We start from the raw sequence: 16,043 nt of genomic DNA, 5'->3' as shown, positions 1-16,043 counted from the left end.
CTAGGACGGCGCGCCGCTAGAACCACAGCGAGGCGATGCCGAGGAAGGCGAAGAAGCCGACCACGTCCGTAATCGTCGTCACGAAGGGGCCCGAGGATACCGCCGGATCGACCTTCAGCCGGTCAAGCGTCAGCGGGATCAAGATACCGCCCAGAGCCGCCGCGACCAGATTGATGATCATGGCGAGGCCGATGACGAAACCGAGATCCATGACGCCGAAGCGGGCGAACACCACCGCCGCCATGATCACCGCGAACACCACGCCGTTGAACAGGCCCACCAGCAGTTCGCGCGCGACGATGCGCCGCGCATTGCTCGGCTTCAGTTCGCGGGTGGCGAGCGCGCGCACCGCGACCGTCATGGTCTGCGTGCCGGCATTGCCGCCCTGGCTGGCCACAATGGGCATGAGCACGGCCAGCGCCACCATGCGCTGAAGCTCATTCTCGAACAGGGCGATGACGAAGGAGGCGAGATTGGCGGCGATCAGGTTCAGCAGCAGCCAGGCGAAGCGGCTCTTGGCGATGTACCAGAAGCTGTCCGACAGTTCTTCGTCGCCCGCCACGCCGCCGAGCGCCTTGAGGTCCTCGTCCGCCTCCTCCTGGATCACGTCGACGATGTCGTCGACCGTGAGCACGCCGACGATGCGCCCGGCCGCGTCCACCACCGGGGCGGAGATCAGGTTGTAGCGCTCGAAGATCCGCGCCACGTCCTCCTGGTCGTCCAGCACGTTGACCACGTGACGGTCGGGCGTGACCACCTCGCCGAGCTTGGTGCCGCGCTTGGTGCGCAGCAGCCGGTCGAGCGGCACCGAGCCGCTGAGGCGGAACGTCGGATCGACGATGAAGACCTCGAAGAAAACCTCGGGCAGCCCCTCGGTCTCGCCGATATAGTCCAGCGCCTGACCCACCGTCCAGAACGGCGGCAGGGCGATGAACTCGGTCTGCATGCGCCGGCCGGCGCTCTCTTCGGGGTAGTCGAGGCTGCGCTGCAGGGCGGCCCGCTCGGGCACCGACAGGCCGGCGAGAATCTCCTGCTTCTCGGCGTCGCCGAGGTCTTCCAGAATATAGACCGCGTCGTCCGAATCGAGGTCGCGCATGCCCTCGACGACGGTCTGGGTCGACAATTCCTCGAGAATGCGGACGCGGGTGGTCTCGTCCAGTTCGGTCAGCGCGGTGAAGTCGAAATCGGCGCCGAGCAGTTCGATCATGCGCGGCCGGTCGGGCGGCGGCAGCGCCTCGATCAGCCGGCCGAGGTCGCTCTCGTGCAGGTCGGCGATGAGGCTGCGCAGAATGTCGCGCTCACCCGCCTCGATGGCGCCGACCACCGCTTCCACGAAGCCTGGCGCCTCGATGCGGTCAATGTCATGCTCCCCCTCGCGTCCCACATGCGCGGATCGGGCGGCGTCGTTCTCTTCGCGCATGCCGCACTCCGGTTGACAGGTTTCTGACGGAGATCGAGATTCGAATGGCTGGAGCCGTTCTTAGGAAGCGACGCGGGGGAAGGCAATTCGAACGGCCCGCAGGCGCCGTCGTGCCCGCGCCGTCGTGCTTCGCGGGCAACAGGACGAGGGCAGGATGGCAGGGGAATACGCGCGTCTGATCATTTCCGGCCGCGTGCAGGGGGTGGGATACCGCGCGTGGTTCGCGCGGGAGGCGGAGCGGCGCGGCCTCACGGGTTGGGTGCGCAATCGCCGTGACGGCAGCGTCGAGGCGCTGGTCGCCGCGGATACCGCGACCCTCGGGGATCTGGTCGCCGCCTGCCGGCAGGGTCCGTCCGCCGCCCGGGTCTTCGAGATCGAGATCCTCGCCGCGGGCGAGAGCGACATCGCCCTCCTCGCCGGCGTCACGGTGCTGCCGACCGCCTAGAGCGCTTCCGTGTTTCACGGACGCGCGCTAGATCTTGTCCGTACGCCTTTTCTTGACGCGAACCGGCATCCACTTCGCTGGAAAAGGCTCTAATCGTCGACCGTCGGGCCGAACACGTCCTCGAAGGCGCGGCGCAGGGCGATGTCGGCATCCTCCATCGTCACCGGCAGGCCGAGGTCGACCAGGCTGGTCACGCCATGCTCGCGCACGCCGCAGGGCACGATGCCGTCGAAATGGCCGAGATCGGGCTCCACATTGAGCGAGATGCCGTGCATCGTCACCCAGCGACGCACGCGGATGCCGATGGCGGCGATCTTGTCCTCGCCCTCCCCGGCCTTGGTGGGATGGCGCACCCACACGCCGACACGATCCTCCCGCCGCTCGCCGCGAACATTGAACGCGGCGAGCGCAGCGATCAGCCATTCCTCCAGCGCCGCCACATAGCGGCGCACATCCGGCGTGCGGCGCTTGAGATCCAGCATCACATAGGCCACGCGCTGGCCCGGCCCGTGATAGGTGAACTGCCCGCCCCGGCCGGTCTGGAAAATGGGGAATCGGTCGGGCTCGACCAGATCCTGCGCCTGCGCGCTGGTACCCGCCGTGTAGAGCGGGGGATGTTCCAGCAGCCACACGGTCTCGTCGGCGCGGCCGCTCGCGATCGCCTCGGCCATCCGGTCCATCTCCGCCAGCGCCTCGGGATAGCCGACGGGTTGCCCGGCCACGCGCCAGCGCACCGGCGCGCTGCCCGGCGCGGGCCGCAGCAGCGCCGCCAGTTCGTTGCGCGGCGGTTGGCGCGGCAGCTGGCGCGGCAGCTGCCGCTTCGTCAGGCCCTGTTCGGCACTCTCGTTTGCATCGTCCTTCATGCTCCCACAGATAATCATCGCCGTGGCATCTGTCTGCCCCGCGTGCTGTCCCGCCCACCGGCACGGCGCGCCCGAGCTATCCACAGGCCGGGACAGGACCCGGGCGGCCCTTGTGGACCCTGATTTGATCTGTTAGACGATGCCCCGCCCGGACGGGCTGCCAACGGCCTCAGGCTTCGGCGGTTCGATGGGGGAAGATGCGGTCGTGGCGGAATTGGTAGACGCGCTGCCTTGAGGTGGCAGTGGGTAACACCGTGGAGGTTCGAGTCCTCTCGACCGCACCAACCTTTCTTGGTGCATTGTCAGTAGGTTATTGATTTTCAAGGCTTTCCGGTCGCCTCCTTGGTCCAGTGAGGCGGTCCAGATGAAGATGGCGTACCCTCCCCCGAAGCGTGATCCGAAGTCCGGCAATTGGCGCTTTCGGAAGGTCGTTCCTGAGAGACTCCGGCAGCAGATAGGGCGCGGCGAGATTGTCCGCTGGCTCGGCACGAACGCAGCCGAGGCCCGGAAGCTAAACGCCGACTTGCATCTCGAATGGGACGCCAAGTTCGCCTCCCTGTCGAAGGGCGTCACGACGCTTACCCGCAAGCAGGCACGGGCACTGGCTGGCCGCTGGTACCGCTGGTTCGTCGCGTCGCGCGAAGATGACCCCGGAACAGACCCCGAAGGCTGGCTCCTTACCCTCGAAACTCTCCGCGATTTAGAGCCCCATGGCGGCGTAGTCGATGATGGCTCCGACATGGAGGAGCACGAACGGCCGCGCGGTCCTCGCACCACGCAGCGGGTGCACGCATTCCTGCATGACCACGGAAACCTCGCTCAGTTCTTTCTGAACGAAGGCGTGACGCTGGCGGACGGGTCCCGGCCGATCTTCATGGAGGAGATGGAGGAAGAATTCTTCGCTGCCCATCACCGCCTCATGAACCTTGCGCGAGGCGACTACCGGAAGGACGATAGGCTTGAGCAGTTCCCAGAATGGAAACACCCCGCACCGGCCGCTACGGCGCCCGTGAAGGCGGCGAAGGCTTCTGCCGATAAGCTTACCCTCCCGGCTTTGTTCAACCTCTGGAAGGCCGGCAATCCGCAGGCATCCCCCGGCACGATCAAGGTCTATGCGCCGAAGATTGAGGACTGTGACGCTTTCCTAGAAGGGCCGGATGCGCGGACCATATCGGTAGATGACATATGGCGATGGGCAGAACACCGTCTCACCGTCAAGAAGCTCTCGCCCAAGACCGTGCGTGATAACGATATCGCCGCGCTGAAGTCCGTCATGGGGTGGGCGACGACGCGCGAGGGCGGGCGCCTCCTGATATCCAACCCGGCCGCCGAAGTGAAGATGAAGGCGGTGAAGCAGGTCCGGGAGCGCGAGCCAGTGTTCCGGGAGGCTGAGGTGCGCGCCATTCTCCGCGCTGCCCTTGCTGTGACCGATGACCCCAAGAACCCCACGAAAGCGTTTGCGAGGCGTTGGGTTCCTTGGCTGTGCGCCTACACGGGTGCGCGCGTGCGGGAGATAACGCAGCTTCGCGGTGCGGATATCTATCAAGAAGCCGGCGTGTGGGTGATGAACATCACGCCTGAGGCGGGCACCGTGAAGAATGGCCATTCTCGGCGCGCCTTCCTGCATGAGCATCTTCTGGAACTCGGGTTCCCGGAGTTCGTTCGTGCTCGGGGACAGGGACCCCTATTCTATGACCCGGAGCGGCGCACCAAGGCAGACGCCAAGACATCGCAGGCGGAAGTCCAAGCCATTCACCTCGCCGCGTGGGTGAGGAAGGAGGCGAAGCTGGATGCCCGCCTCAACCCGAACCATGCGTGGCGCCATACCTTCAAGACACGGCTTCTGGAGGCCGGCGTAGAGCAGGGCGTGCGTGACCTTCTGGTCGGTCACACCGTATTCGGCGTGGCAAGGTCTTATGAACACGCGAGCGCGACGTTCTTCGCGGCTGAGTTGAACAAGGCACCAAGGTACTCGCTTGAGGATGCACCTTCGGCAGGAGCCAACAAGCTCACACCTCGCGAGTTTCCTTCGGATCTTCCGACAACCGATTGATTGTCAATAGTTTTTCGTCATTTTCCTTATGCCTCTTATAAATGGAAGGAAGAGTCTTGTACATAGAGGCCCGTGACGGAGACCGGGATGGTGGTTCCCGCCTTGATCCTCGCCTCCTCCACCATGATCCGCCTCACCTCCTCACTCTTCGACGCTGGCGTGAGGAGGCCATCATGGATGCCGAGGCCGACAATTCCCCGTGCCATCATCTCCTTCAGCACCGAAACCAGTATCTCGCTCTCCGTGTGCATCAGCCTCAGACCAAGGCCCGCGCTGAGACACGGAGCAAGAGCCGGGTGGCGGGCGAGAACAGCCGCCCGCACCTTGGCGACGGTCCAGCCCTCGGGGAGAGACGCCTCAGCGTCCGCCCCATCCCCCGCCTCCGTGAGCGATGAGGGCCACGCGTTCCGCCTGTGCGTGTCGTTCAACAGGACGTTCACCGCCGTCTTCACCGCCGCGCGGTGCCCCTCCAGCCCCGGCAAGGCGTACATGTCGCCCTCGGGAGGTGTCGCCCCCACATGGGCATGGGCCAGCCTCACGGCCATCTGCCCATAGTCCAGTTCGGCAACCGGCTCGCCATTGATGCGGATGCCGGCGCGGCGCTCCGATTTCATGGTCTGCCAGAAGCCCCCGAAGAGGCGCCCCGAGAGGTCGAAGGTGAACGCAGCATCCGTGTCCCCCGCTTGCCGCACGAAATGACGGCGAAGGGTCCGGTTGCTGGTGTCCACCGGCCCTAATCCATCCTCCACGAAACGGATGTCAGCGGATGAGAGGAAGCCGTTCAGGGCCTTCATGTCGTGCCGCATGGCGTCCGCCTCGGCTGCGTCGGGATAGTTCACCAGCTTCCGCAAGGGGGCCTCTCCGGACGGCATTGAAGACCGCACCTTCTGCGACAGGATGATGGTCTCCTCCCCCGGCACCCGGCCGAAGTCCGCCAGGGTGACGCCAGCCCCATGCACCCGCTCACGGAACGCCTCCGTGGGCGCCAGAGACGACGCCTCATGCCGCTTCCCGGTCCATTGCCAATCCAACACCCCAAGCTCGCCAAGAGTCCCCAGCAACGCCCGGAGCGGCTCCCCGAGCGCCCTGTTGGCATAGCGCGTCGCGCCCCTCGCCCCGTTCCCCGTGAGGACCGCAATCCGGCCGGTCTCCGGCGGCACCAGCACGGCATGGGCGAGGTTCGCCACCACGACCTCCACGGCCGTCTCGAAATGCCGCTGATCGACGGGCTTACGGGCTCGCTTTCGGGCACCCGAGGCGGCTTCGTGCGCGTCGACCATGGCGCGGATATCGGCCACCAGCGCCAACAATGCGGGGCCTCTGGCGCCTCGCCAATCATCGAACCAACGGTGCCGAGCCGGCGGGAGTGTGGCGTGTCTCATGGGGACTTCCTGCGGCATCGGAGGGGGACGTTCAAGCGTTAATTCACGAGTGATTTAGGTGGAATAAAAGGGATAGACGCCCCCTCACACGGCCATCCACAACTATCCCCCGCGAGGCCCCGTCAGGCCCGCGTTGGCATCGTCGTTCGGTCCATGTGAGGAGGCGCATAATTCACGCGAATTGTCTGTTATTCCTATAGTGGGGTATTAGCAGACAGTCGCTGTGAATAAGCCCCTCACTCCTCCCAAGGGAGCCCCTCCGGCGGGACCTCCGGGGTCACTGCCGGCACCGGCTTGGGCTTCCGCTTCGGGGCGCCGTTCTCCATCACGTCAGCCATCCACGGGCCGAAGGTCTTCACCTTCTTCGCGGCAGCGTTCGCCACAAGCTGGTCGAGGCCCGCACGGGTGAGGAAAATGGCCTTGGAGAAGGTTGGTGCCTGCCGCCCCTCGGAGGCGTCGAAGTCCTCGCCCTTGAGGAGCAAACGGTTCGCGTCGGCCACCTTGAGGCCCGCGAGGATGGGGCGTGTGCCATGGGGCGGCTTGGGCACGTAGCCGATGGCTAGGAGGACATCCTGCGCCATGAGCATGCGACCATGGGCGGGGTGCCGGGTGGCGCGGATGGCATGGACGCCGAAGCGCAGGGTGGCGAGAATGGGGGACGTAGGGGCGTGCGTGGGGGTGGCATCGGTCATGATGCGGCGGGCTCCGTGGTGTGGTGGGAAGGGATAGGCGCGTGGCGAGTCAGGGATGACCGGTGACGGCCGTGGAGACGTGCCGGCTGGCGGAATACCGGCGCGTGAAAGCGCCCGCTCAGGGACTCGCTAGGGGCTCCCCGAGGCGGGCGTGAAGATCATCAGGGGCTTGGCAGAAGCTCAGGCTCCGGCGGGTTCAGCCGAGACGACACGCTGCACGGCGGACACCCCAATCCCCAGCGTCTTCGCCACCTTCAGGATGCCCATTCCTTCGGCCCGGAGCGCCCGAATGCGGGCCTCCACGTCGGCGCCGATGGTGGGGCGACCAAGCTTGGTGCCGTCCGCCTTGGCGCGCGCGAGGCCGGACTTGACGCGCTCTTGGATCATCGAACGCTCGAACTCCGCGAACACGCCCATCATCTGGAACATGGCCCGGCCGGCAGGGGTGGAGGTATCAAGGGCTTGCTGGTGAAGGTAGAGGTCCGCGCCACGGGCATGCAGTTCCGTGAGGAAGGACACGAGGTCCGGCATGGAGCGGCCGATGCGGTCCACCGACCATGCGGCGACCATGTCCACCTCACGGCGCGTCACGGCCTTGAGCAGGGCATCGTAGCCGGGACGATGCTCACGGCCCTTGGCGCCGGAGATACCCGCGTCCTCGAAGACGGCAACCACGTTCCACCCGGCCCGCTCGGCAACCACCTCAAGCTCGCGACGCTGGTTCGCGGTGGTCTGCTCGCCCGTGGACACCCGGAGATAGAAGGCAACGCGCTTGGTGGACATCGATCAATCCTCGCTCGGAACGACATACCGAATACAAGTGGTTACGGTATGTCGTCAAGAGCCTTCGCGAGGCGTTGAAAATGCTGGAGCGGAAAGAGCGATTTTCGAGGGGGTTATCGGTATGGGGTCCCCGAGCCGCCTATTGCCCCACACACCGTACCTACCTATGTTCGTACGCCATCCCGTCTACGTCCCCCGAGGAGCGCGCCATGGTCGCACTGAAGCTCAGCAAGGTCGGCAACTCCGTGGGAGCCGTGCTTCCCAAGGAGGTCCTCACCCGCCTCAATGTCGGGCAGGGAGACACCCTTTATCTCACCGAGGCCCCGGACGGGTATCGCCTCACGCCCTATGAGCCGGAGTTCGCGGAGCAGATGGAAGCGGCGCGCGCCATCATGAAGAAGCGCCGAAACGTGCTGCGGGAGCTTGCCAAGTAGTGGAACCGCGATGGGTGTCCAAGGCGGTCATGCTGGCGGTTCACGATGCGCAGATAGCCGAGCACGGCGGGGGTTCGGGCCTGCGTGACGAAGGCTTGCTGGAAGCGGCGCTGGATCGACCACGGAACCTCTTCCACTATGGCCGGCCCGATATGGCGGACCTCGCTGCCGCCTATGCCTATGGCATCGCGAAGAACCATCCCTTCGTGGACGGCAACAAGCGCACCTCGCTCGTGGCCTGCGAACTGTTCCTCGCCCTCAACAGCCTTGAGATGACCATGGCGGACACCGAGGCGGTGACGACATGGCTTGCCTTGGCCTCTGGGGAGTTGAGCGAGGAAGACCTTGCCGAGCGCATCCGGCGGGCGATGCGCCCCGCAGGCGAAGACTGAGGTGGACATGGTGATGATGACCATCATCCGTTCACCCTCCCCGGCTTCTCCGGTGCTCTCTAGGTAAGGGCCTCTCCTTCCACCTATGGGAGCCATAAGGGCACCCCTCGGGCTGGCGCTAGGCTGTCTCTGAGAAGGAACGGAGGGTGGGGTTGATGATGATTGTAATCTTCCATCCTCATCAATACCCCCATATCCATCCTTCTCTATGGTCTCCATTCAGCGGGACACCGCAGAAGATAAGTCTATGATTCCCCTTGATCGTGGTCTTACCCCGCACAGGGGCACTCGGGCTCTCCTATAGTGGGGTGTTAGCGCGCAAGGGGTGGATGAATATTTATCTTCATCCCTTGACGATTGGTCGAGGTGTACAGGTTTTACGGGCGAGAGCTTATCCCTTGGCGGGCACGATTGGCGCTCCACGGCGAAGCACCAATCCCGCCTAGTAGGTCGGATCACCCGGAGCCCGATGCTTCGCGGCGCGGCTGGCCTGTTGTTGCAGGCGCTTGCGCTCCTCCCGCTGCTTCTCGAACGGCGTCGGTTCCCTCAGGATGGGCGTTCCGTCCGGCTTGGTCCCGATGACGTTACGCGAGGGCGAGCGGCTGAATTCCCTCATGATGCGGGAATAGTCGTCCTTCTCCTCCCGCATGAGGCGATGCCGTTCCGCAGCCCGTGCCGCAGCCGCGTCAAGCTCCTCCTGTGCCGCCGCGTCCACGGCCACCAGCTTGCCCTCGGAGACCATGGCGAAGGTCTCGGAAATGAGGATGAGGGCGTTGTCGGCGTCGGGAGTGTCCGCCTTGGCGATGATGAACGCGGCCTGCGCCTTGGTGAGGTGATACTCCGTGACCGTCTGCACGCGGCCTTTGCCCGAGACGATTGGCGCTCCACGGTGGCGCACCAATCCCATCGCCTCCAGCAACGGCAAGTGACGTTTGATGAGCTTTCTGATGTCTCCCGGCCGCTTATAGCCGAGCGCCTCGGCAAGCTCGATATCGCGGAAGGTCCGCTCCCCTGCCGCAGGCAAGGGCATGGTGGCCGTGGTCGTGATGTCGTTCATGGATGTCTCCGGTTCCGCTGATGGTGATTGGTGGTGACGTGCAGGGACACAGCGCGCGCCGCAGAGGCGCCCCTGATGGGCAGCTTTCGGGATGGTGTTGATTGGGCTGAGGTCAATTACCAGCGCCCACAACAGGCTCGGAAATGAACCGCAGCACGGCCCCATGAGCCGCCGCAGGGGCGCGCCGGGGACGCGCTACGCCGACAGCTCAGGGCGTTCCAGCCGTCTCTGGAGGGGCTCCTAGGCTGGCCTCCTGCGCCTCGCGGGCAAGCTTGCGCTCCTGCTCCCGCCGCTCCAGCCAGCCCTTCAGATAGGTCGCCATGGCCTCGTTCTCCGTGGCGATGAAGCCGGCATTGCGCTGCCGCCTGCCCTTCTTCTGGCGCCTCCGCGTGAACCGCTGGCGAAGCTCGACATAGCCGGCATCGCCCTCAGCCGAGCCACGGCGCCACATGTCCGCGATATCCGCCACCTCCTGCGCCACGACCATGCGCGCCTCCTCCCGCGTCAGCCCCTCCCCGCCCCCGTTGATGCGCAAGAGGTGGTCGTAGTCGGTGCACTCGTGCCGAATGAAGGTGTTCGCGAGGATGCCCGCGACTTCCCCGAGGCGCCCGTAATAGCCACGGTTACGCGCCCGTTCGATCAACCTTCGGCGGACCCGGTAGCCGCAACGGGGATACATGGCCGTGAGATAGGTACGGAGTTGCTCAAGGAAGGCCGCGCGCTGTTCGGGCGTGGGCACCGTGGCCGGGTTGTCATCAGGTGTCATGGCACCCCGAGAATAGGGCCGGGAGGCGCCACGGTGGAAGGCGTTCAGGGCGAGTCAGATTGACTCACCAGCGGCCTACAGCACGGCATGGCGGGATACATCGCGGCAGCATCAGGCGGGCGCTGGCGGGGCTCTTAGGCTGGCCTGAGGGTGCGCGCCCCGCCATCCGAAGACCCGCGCGATTTCCCAAGTCGCGCGCGCCTTCAGGAAAAACGGGCGCGTCCGCTCGGGAGCTATTCCGTGGGCGCGGGGGCCTGGGGGGTATCGCGCGCTTCTTCCTATTTCAGATACGCGCTCAAATTTTCGCCACGGAATATTCCGGGTCCCCCAAGGCAGCGCTCTCACACCGCCTCGGGGTCTTGTTCATCCGCCGCTCACGTCACCTCGTCGCGGCGGCAGGGGCGTAGTCGGGCAGGCCCTTCGACATGAGGCCGAAGAGCGTCACCACGGGAAGCGTGTTCTGCCAGATCAGCGGGCGCAGGACCGAACGGACTTCCGCCTTCGACATCGCCCGGCCCTGAGCGAGCGGCTGGACAATGGCGTTGATGGCAGCGGGCACGTCGTCGATCAGCCCCGTGGTCGGGTTGCCGAACCACAGGTCCGATGTCTGGTCGGTCGAGCGGCTGTTGAAGACGCCCTTGCGCCCCACCGCGCGCATCGCCGTGTCGACCAGAAGCGGCACCAGGGCGGACATGCCGGTACGCTGGAAGCCACCCAAGGCGATACTCTGGACGGACAGGCGGTCCTCCAACTGCTTCTGTGACAGGCTCGGGGACACCGCGAGGGTCTGCGCCACGTGACCGAGCATGCCCGCCAGCATGGTCCCGAGGAGCGTGGTGACGCTCTCCCTGTCCCACATGTGGATGTTGTGGAGCATCTGCTTCGAATGCGCTCCGATCACGAAGACGCGGAACTGAAGGAGCGTCTGCGCCACCGGATGCGACATCCACGGCAGGAGGAGGCCGGCGGAATTGTCCTGCACCATGCGCCGCCCGCGCGCGTGAACCGCCCGCTCGAAATGGGCGCGCGCCTGAAGGTCCTGCCAGTCGTCCAGATTGAGCCGCGCGAGCTTGAAGCTGGAGCCCGGTTCAAGGGTCCGATGCCGGCGCATCTGCTCGAACACCCGCTCCGCCATGTCATCGGTAAGCCCCATCGCCCGCAGCCGCTGCACCGAGGTCGTGGCTTCCCCGTTCGCCGCGCGGGAGAACCAGTGCAGAATGGCCGACGTGGACCAGCGGTGCAGGAAGGTGTTGATGGCGTTCATGCCGGACACTTCCATGGTGATGCGCTTGGCGATGCCCAAGGTCTTTTCCACCTTCTGCATAAGCGGGCTGGTCTCATAGGCGGTTCCCCATTCCGCCTCGGTCGAAAGCTGCCAATCCCCCGCGCTGCGCAGGCGTTCCGCACCGCGACCGAACACCGCCTCCATTTCCGCCGCGAACTCGCCCTTGAGCTTGCCCGTGCGGACATCGCGAAGCAGCACGCGCAAGTGCGGGAAGCCGGCGAGCGCCGCTTTCCAGCCCGCCGTGAAGATGGCGCCAATCTCCGGGGCCTGAGCGAAGCCGAGCTGGCCCCCAACGCGGACCAGCCCGTATTCCCGCCATAGCCGCAGGGCGTGCGCCGTCGCCGTGCTCTGGTCATAGAGCGGCACACCGGCGGTGCTCGTGTGGAGATACTCGATCTGGCGTTGATCGGCCCTCACCTTGGACTGCGGTTGACCGATATCGTCCGCCACCGCCGCCATCTTCTCCAGCATGTTGTCCAGCTTGCCCGGTCCCCCGAGACCATCGACAAGGACGTGACGCTCGCCATCGACAACCTTCTCAATGCGCACCTGAGCGAGCGCAACCTGTCCCGACATCTGCCTGTTGTAGGAGGCCATGAGCTTGCCCGCGTTCTCCTCCAGAAGCAGTTCCCCGAAGGTGGTCACGGTGCCGTCCGGCAGTTCCACCCGGAGGCCCTCGTCCAGCATCACGCGGTGCTTGGCGCGGGACACGGAACCCTTGTCGATGGGGCGGGAGAGGTGCCCCATGACGCTCTCGACAGCCTCCGGGTCCACGCCGGGGAGGTCCTGAAGCAGCCCGCGAAGGCCCTCCAGATCATCCGCGAACATCGCATTGGCGGCACGGGGGTGCATGTCGCGGGACAGCTTGCGAAGAACCATGACGTAACCCCGGCTGATACTGGCGAGTGCCTTCGGGTCGATATCAGGCTGCATCTGGCGGAAGGACGCGGCAACGACATCCGCCACCCCGCCATGGCCGAACTTCGCCAGGGCTGCATTGAGCTTGGTGTAGGAGAACACCCGGTTCATGTAGTTGGGCAGCGGCGGTATCGCGGGGTCGAAACCGGGAACCGGCGCGCGCTGACCGGGAAGACCTATCGCCCGGCCGGGGTCGACGCCAAGGGCGTGGTAATCGTCCAACCACGCGGCCACCTCCTTCACCGCCTTCATCACCTCCGGGTCGAAGCTGCGTGTCGGATCGAGGTTGCGGCGCGCGCGGGTGATTTCGATCTGGAACGCCTCGCGCAGCTTCTCCCGCTCCCAAGGGCCAAGGTCGCGGGCATCCGCCCACGCCTTGAAATGGGGTTCGATGGCGTGGGCGCGGCGCGTATCCATGACGCTGAAGAGCCGCCCCTGCTCCTGCGATGCCGACCAGTTGACGGGAATGTCCCGGTCGATATTGCCCACCGGCTCCTCGCCAAGGGCGTTGCCGAGCATGCGGGTAAGCGGGTTGTCGGACTTCTTCGCCGCGCCCGTGGAGTCGAGCAACCGCAGCGGCGCCATGGCGGCCTTGGGCGCGTTCTCCTCATCGGCCAGACGAATGAAGTCGTTCGCGTCCTGCCGAAGCGGGACCTGTTCGACACCCTGAGCGGCGCCCACGGAACTGTCCTTCGGGCGCAACGGGACGGCGCTGTACGTGGCCTCGATACCTTCCACGTCCTTCTTGGCGCCCTTGGCAATCTCGGCCGCTTCCTCAGCCATGTGCGGCATCTTGCTCAGTGCCCCGAAGGTGGCCCCGAGGAACGCCCCGCCGGCCGCAGAATACAGCACCTGATCCCATTCCGAGTTCGGCTTCAGGCCCTCCTCAGCCGCCGAGAGGCCGGCATTGACACCCGCCCCGGCCAGCGCAGCCGCACCCACGCGCTCCAGCCGGGAGAGCTTGGAGCCCCACATGATGGCATTCGCGGTGCCGCCCGTGGCGAACCCCACGCCGAGCCCGATGGGGTCCCCGAAGGCCGCCGCGATGCGCGCTGCGGTGCCCGTGATGCCGGCCTCAGAAAGCTCCTGCTGGCGCTGCATCTGGTCAAGGATTTGCTGGCGCGTGGCGAATGCCTGCTCCCGCGAACCGACGCTCTCGAAGGCGCTCCAGCGGTCCCGAGGGATGCCCACGGTGAGCTTGTCCAGTTCCTCCTTGTCGAGCCGGTAGTTCGGATCGTCATGCTTCATCCAATCCATGCCGAGTATCCAGCCCGTGAGGCTGTCCTCGCGCGCGGCGTGGACGATGGTGGTTCCGAGCGACGGCCCGCCAGCGGCCTCCCGCGCGGTGTCCTCGGTCATCTGTTCGGGGACCGTCTTCACCTGCATGGGGGCGTAATCGGCAGACGCGATGTCCGGCACCCCCAGCAAGGCCGCAGCCTTGGACCGGTGCGCGCCCATCTGCGTCTCTACCTTGTCCTTCACGGTCCCCGGAGCGCCACCGTTCGCGGCATCGGAGGCGCCATAACGGCCCACGCCGCCCGCATTGATGGCGCTGTAGATGTCCAGAAGGCCCATGCCGGGTTTCACTCCGGTGTCCTTGAGGTAGCGTTCAGCGGCCTCTACCTGCGCCGTGACGGGCATGTCCTGCGTCACGCCGTATTTCTGGCGCTGCGGCTCGCCCCACTGGATCAAGCCGCGATGCTCGCCCCACTGCGTCGTGGGGCCTTTCTTCCACGGATCGAAGGTGCCGGCGGTCTCGTAGGACATGGCCGTGGCGAGGTCGAGAGGGTCCACGCCAAGGCGCTTCGAGGATGCCTTGATGGCTTCCGAGAGTTCGTTCTGCTGGGTCATGAGGTGCTCGTTCATGCCGGACAGAGGCCGGCGAGAGGACAAAAGAAAACCCCCGCTCATGTGCCGCTCTTGCGGCATGCAAGGTGGGCCTGAACGGGGGCGTGGGCGACGTGAGGGGTTTATGAGTGCAGGCGACAGGGGAAATCTTTGCCAGCCGCTACGTTTCAGTTTAGGTCAGAGGTAAAATGGTCTCCTCACAGAAGGCAGGAGGATTCGTGGGCTCATTCTTTATGGCCGTGGGAACCGTTGGGTCCTTCATTACAGGCTTTCAGGCCGCCGCTTGGCTGTATGCCTTAATTCTCGCAGCGGTTTGGGTCGTCGGCGCTGCGCTTCGCCAGTATCATCAGACACTCGGCATTGCTCGCGATGGCAGTATTGGCGCTTGGGTGGCAATTCAAGGGGCCTTGAGCCTCATCCTTAACTCGATAATCTACGGAGTTGGATACTTGGCCGGTTCGGCTTTCTAGCCTCTTTCATCACGCTCCGAAGCCCTCAAGCTGGAGCTGGGCCGACACGAGGAGGTCGAGGAGTTCTTCCTTGGATTTCCCCCGCAGGTCCTTGAAGAGTTCCTCACGGCGGGCGGACATCTGTCGAACCTTCTCATGAAGTTCTCGGATGGTGGCCGCCTGCTTTTCAGCGCGCGCGTCCCGCTCTTTGGCCTCTCTCTGGAAGGCCGCCTCCCGCTCAGCCTCCCGCGCGGCCCACTCCTCCCGTTCGCGGCTGAACTGTGCTTCCCGCTCTGCGTTGCGCTTCTTCACTTCGTCAGCCGCGCGTTGAAAGTCCGTCTTCTCGGCATCCGGGAGGAACTCGCGCGCCCTCGCAACGGTCGCCTCAGGGGTCATGCCGAACTCCTTTGCGAAGCTGGCGAGCTTGCCTGAGGCGGCCTTCTGCTCCGCTTCCGTGGCGCCTCGGGTGGCGAGGGCGTGGAATTTCAGGGCACGTTCGGCGTCCTCGCGGGTGAAGGAGCGGGTGGTGGAAGGTTCGGGCTGGCGGGGCGTGGAGTGGGCGTCGAGGAAGGCGTTCAGGCTGTCCCCCTGCTCAAAAGAATCATGCGTGATCTTTTTAGCTACGCGCATGTACCGGACGGCTGTCTGGTAGGAGAACGCGCAGTTGTCCGCTACCCACTTCTTAAATTCACCGTGGATACAGCTCCTCTTCGCCTCAAGCAGCGCCTCCCCGGCCCGCTTCGCCTCCATCAGCATCGACTTGCCATGGAACTGCACTTGCCGGTGGGCGTCGTTGATTTCCCGAGCGAGGAACGGGAGGTCGATGACAGGTACCGGAACGGTGCTGGAGATTTCGAGGTTGTTCATGGCGGGGGGCCTTAGGCTGCGGGGCTGAAAACGGAAACGCCCGCCACAACGGCCTTTTCAGGGAGCCGAAGGACGAGCGCTTGACGTATCGGCAGGCGCGCGATGCGTGCCAATTTGTCGATAGTGGGGGGTTAGCCTCTGGACCCGGCCGGCATGGGGCGGGACGATCCATAATTGCGATAGTGAGGGGTTAGCCCTGCCGCCCTCACCCGAGCACCCCGAACACCGTGCTCACCAGCCCATAGGCCGGCACGATGAGCGACAGCACGACACCGAGAAGCCAGCCCTTAGCACCCCAATAGATCATTCCGAGGGGCGCGCTGATGCACCAGCCGATGACAAGGAGCGCGGCACCAATGCCGCCCAAGCGGTCAAGGAACGGGGACATG

The 16,043-nt window shown here is 65.3% G+C and carries 14 protein-coding genes and 1 tRNA gene; 5 read left to right on the top strand and 10 right to left on the bottom strand.

Annotated elements, in window-relative coordinates; genetic code table 11:
* Nucleotides 1-16 precede the first annotated feature (16 nt).
* Nucleotides 17-1,420, bottom strand: a complete 1,404-nt coding sequence (gene mgtE / locus QOZ99_RS07590) for a magnesium transporter (protein ID WP_306889374.1) — start codon at nucleotides 1,418-1,420, stop codon at nucleotides 17-19.
* Between the two features lie 154 nt (nucleotides 1,421-1,574).
* On the opposite strand from mgtE, the gene QOZ99_RS07585 reads away from it, so the two are divergent.
* On the top strand, nucleotides 1,575-1,865 hold the full coding sequence (locus tag QOZ99_RS07585) for an acylphosphatase (RefSeq protein WP_306889373.1): 291 nt from the start codon (nucleotides 1,575-1,577) through the stop codon (nucleotides 1,863-1,865).
* Nucleotides 1,866-1,954: 89 nt separating this feature from the next.
* On the opposite strand, the gene lipB is transcribed toward QOZ99_RS07585, so the two are convergent.
* Complete coding sequence (lipB, locus tag QOZ99_RS07580) at nucleotides 1,955-2,728, bottom strand: lipoyl(octanoyl) transferase LipB (protein ID WP_306889372.1); 774 nt, start codon at nucleotides 2,726-2,728, stop codon at nucleotides 1,955-1,957.
* 199 nt (nucleotides 2,729-2,927) lie between these two features.
* Between lipB and QOZ99_RS07575 the strand changes: the two genes are divergently transcribed.
* Together QOZ99_RS07575 and QOZ99_RS07570 are read left to right on the top strand one after the other, a co-directional pair.
* Nucleotides 2,928-3,012, top strand: a tRNA-Leu gene (locus tag QOZ99_RS07575).
* Between the two features lie 80 nt (nucleotides 3,013-3,092).
* Nucleotides 3,093-4,781 carry a site-specific integrase gene (locus QOZ99_RS07570; RefSeq protein ID WP_306889371.1) on the top strand — a complete coding sequence of 563 codons (1,689 nt, stop codon included), beginning with the start codon at nucleotides 3,093-3,095 and terminating at the stop codon, nucleotides 4,779-4,781.
* Nucleotides 4,782-4,816: 35 nt separating this feature from the next.
* On the opposite strand, the gene QOZ99_RS07565 is transcribed toward QOZ99_RS07570, so the two are convergent.
* The 3 genes from QOZ99_RS07565 to QOZ99_RS07555 all read right to left on the bottom strand — a co-directional run bounded on the left by QOZ99_RS07565 (nucleotide 4,817) and on the right by QOZ99_RS07555 (nucleotide 7,638).
* Nucleotides 4,817-6,091 carry a hypothetical protein gene (locus QOZ99_RS07565; protein ID WP_306889370.1) on the bottom strand — a complete coding sequence of 425 codons (1,275 nt, stop codon included), beginning with the start codon at nucleotides 6,089-6,091 and terminating at the stop codon, nucleotides 4,817-4,819.
* Nucleotides 6,092-6,399: 308 nt separating this feature from the next.
* A complete protein-coding gene (locus tag QOZ99_RS07560) occupies nucleotides 6,400-6,855 on the bottom strand; it encodes a hypothetical protein (protein WP_306889369.1) in 456 nt (151 codons plus the stop codon).
* A 180-nt stretch (nucleotides 6,856-7,035) separates the two neighbouring features.
* The gene (locus tag QOZ99_RS07555; protein ID WP_306889368.1) at nucleotides 7,036-7,638 is read right to left on the bottom strand and encodes a recombinase family protein; all 603 of its coding nucleotides are present in this window, start codon (nucleotides 7,636-7,638) and stop codon (nucleotides 7,036-7,038) included.
* A 209-nt stretch (nucleotides 7,639-7,847) separates the two neighbouring features.
* Between QOZ99_RS07555 and QOZ99_RS07550 the strand changes: the two genes are divergently transcribed.
* Nucleotides 7,848-8,072: an AbrB/MazE/SpoVT family DNA-binding domain-containing protein gene (locus QOZ99_RS07550; RefSeq protein ID WP_306889367.1), complete on the top strand. Its 225-nt coding sequence runs from the start codon at nucleotides 7,848-7,850 to the stop codon at nucleotides 8,070-8,072.
* Nucleotides 8,073-8,086: 14 nt separating this feature from the next.
* Nucleotides 8,087-8,464 carry a type II toxin-antitoxin system death-on-curing family toxin gene (locus QOZ99_RS07545; protein ID WP_306889366.1) on the top strand — a complete coding sequence of 126 codons (378 nt, stop codon included), beginning with the start codon at nucleotides 8,087-8,089 and terminating at the stop codon, nucleotides 8,462-8,464.
* 442 nt (nucleotides 8,465-8,906) lie between these two features.
* Here QOZ99_RS07545 and QOZ99_RS07540 read toward each other — a convergent pair whose 3' ends face one another.
* From QOZ99_RS07540 to QOZ99_RS07520, 5 genes are all read right to left on the bottom strand, one after another.
* Entirely contained in the window at nucleotides 8,907-9,521 is a 615-nt protein-coding gene (locus QOZ99_RS07540; RefSeq protein ID WP_306889365.1) for a hypothetical protein, read from the bottom strand.
* A 208-nt stretch (nucleotides 9,522-9,729) separates the two neighbouring features.
* Nucleotides 9,730-10,287: a DUF2293 domain-containing protein gene (locus QOZ99_RS07535; protein WP_306889364.1), complete on the bottom strand. Its 558-nt coding sequence runs from the start codon at nucleotides 10,285-10,287 to the stop codon at nucleotides 9,730-9,732.
* A gap of 379 nt (nucleotides 10,288-10,666) precedes the next feature.
* Nucleotides 10,667-14,341: a hypothetical protein gene (locus QOZ99_RS07530; protein ID WP_306889363.1), complete on the bottom strand. Its 3,675-nt coding sequence runs from the start codon at nucleotides 14,339-14,341 to the stop codon at nucleotides 10,667-10,669.
* A 476-nt stretch (nucleotides 14,342-14,817) separates the two neighbouring features.
* Nucleotides 14,818-15,654: a DUF3102 domain-containing protein gene (locus QOZ99_RS07525; protein WP_306889361.1), complete on the bottom strand. Its 837-nt coding sequence runs from the start codon at nucleotides 15,652-15,654 to the stop codon at nucleotides 14,818-14,820.
* Between the two features lie 205 nt (nucleotides 15,655-15,859).
* Nucleotides 15,860-16,042: a hypothetical protein gene (locus QOZ99_RS07520; protein WP_306889360.1), complete on the bottom strand. Its 183-nt coding sequence runs from the start codon at nucleotides 16,040-16,042 to the stop codon at nucleotides 15,860-15,862.
* Nucleotide 16,043: the final 1 nt, after the last annotated feature.

The organism is Ancylobacter amanitiformis, assembly GCF_030814815.1.
Lineage (GTDB): Bacteria > Pseudomonadota > Alphaproteobacteria > Rhizobiales > Xanthobacteraceae > Ancylobacter > Ancylobacter amanitiformis.
This window is presented reverse-complemented; position numbering and strand designations above follow the sequence as displayed.

Excerpts from the sequence above, each read along its gene's own strand:
- mgtE (WP_306889374.1), bottom strand. The coding sequence starts at position 1,420 with ATGCGCGAAGAGAACGACGCCGCCCGATCCGCGCATGTGGGACGCGAG.
- QOZ99_RS07585 (WP_306889373.1), top strand. The coding sequence starts at position 1,575 with ATGGCAGGGGAATACGCGCGTCTGATCATTTCCGGCCGCGTGCAGGGG.
- lipB (WP_306889372.1), bottom strand. The coding sequence starts at position 2,728 with ATGAAGGACGATGCAAACGAGAGTGCCGAACAGGGCCTGACGAAGCGG.
- QOZ99_RS07570 (WP_306889371.1), top strand. The coding sequence starts at position 3,093 with ATGAAGATGGCGTACCCTCCCCCGAAGCGTGATCCGAAGTCCGGCAAT.
- QOZ99_RS07560 (WP_306889369.1), bottom strand. The coding sequence starts at position 6,855 with ATGACCGATGCCACCCCCACGCACGCCCCTACGTCCCCCATTCTCGCC.
- QOZ99_RS07555 (WP_306889368.1), bottom strand. The coding sequence starts at position 7,638 with ATGTCCACCAAGCGCGTTGCCTTCTATCTCCGGGTGTCCACGGGCGAG.
- QOZ99_RS07550 (WP_306889367.1), top strand. The coding sequence starts at position 7,848 with ATGGTCGCACTGAAGCTCAGCAAGGTCGGCAACTCCGTGGGAGCCGTG.
- QOZ99_RS07540 (WP_306889365.1), bottom strand. The coding sequence starts at position 9,521 with ATGAACGACATCACGACCACGGCCACCATGCCCTTGCCTGCGGCAGGG.
- QOZ99_RS07535 (WP_306889364.1), bottom strand. The coding sequence starts at position 10,287 with ATGACACCTGATGACAACCCGGCCACGGTGCCCACGCCCGAACAGCGC.
- QOZ99_RS07530 (WP_306889363.1), bottom strand. The coding sequence starts at position 14,341 with ATGACCCAGCAGAACGAACTCTCGGAAGCCATCAAGGCATCCTCGAAG.
- QOZ99_RS07525 (WP_306889361.1), bottom strand. The coding sequence starts at position 15,654 with ATGAACAACCTCGAAATCTCCAGCACCGTTCCGGTACCTGTCATCGAC.
- QOZ99_RS07520 (WP_306889360.1), bottom strand. The coding sequence starts at position 16,042 with ATGTCCCCGTTCCTTGACCGCTTGGGCGGCATTGGTGCCGCGCTCCTT.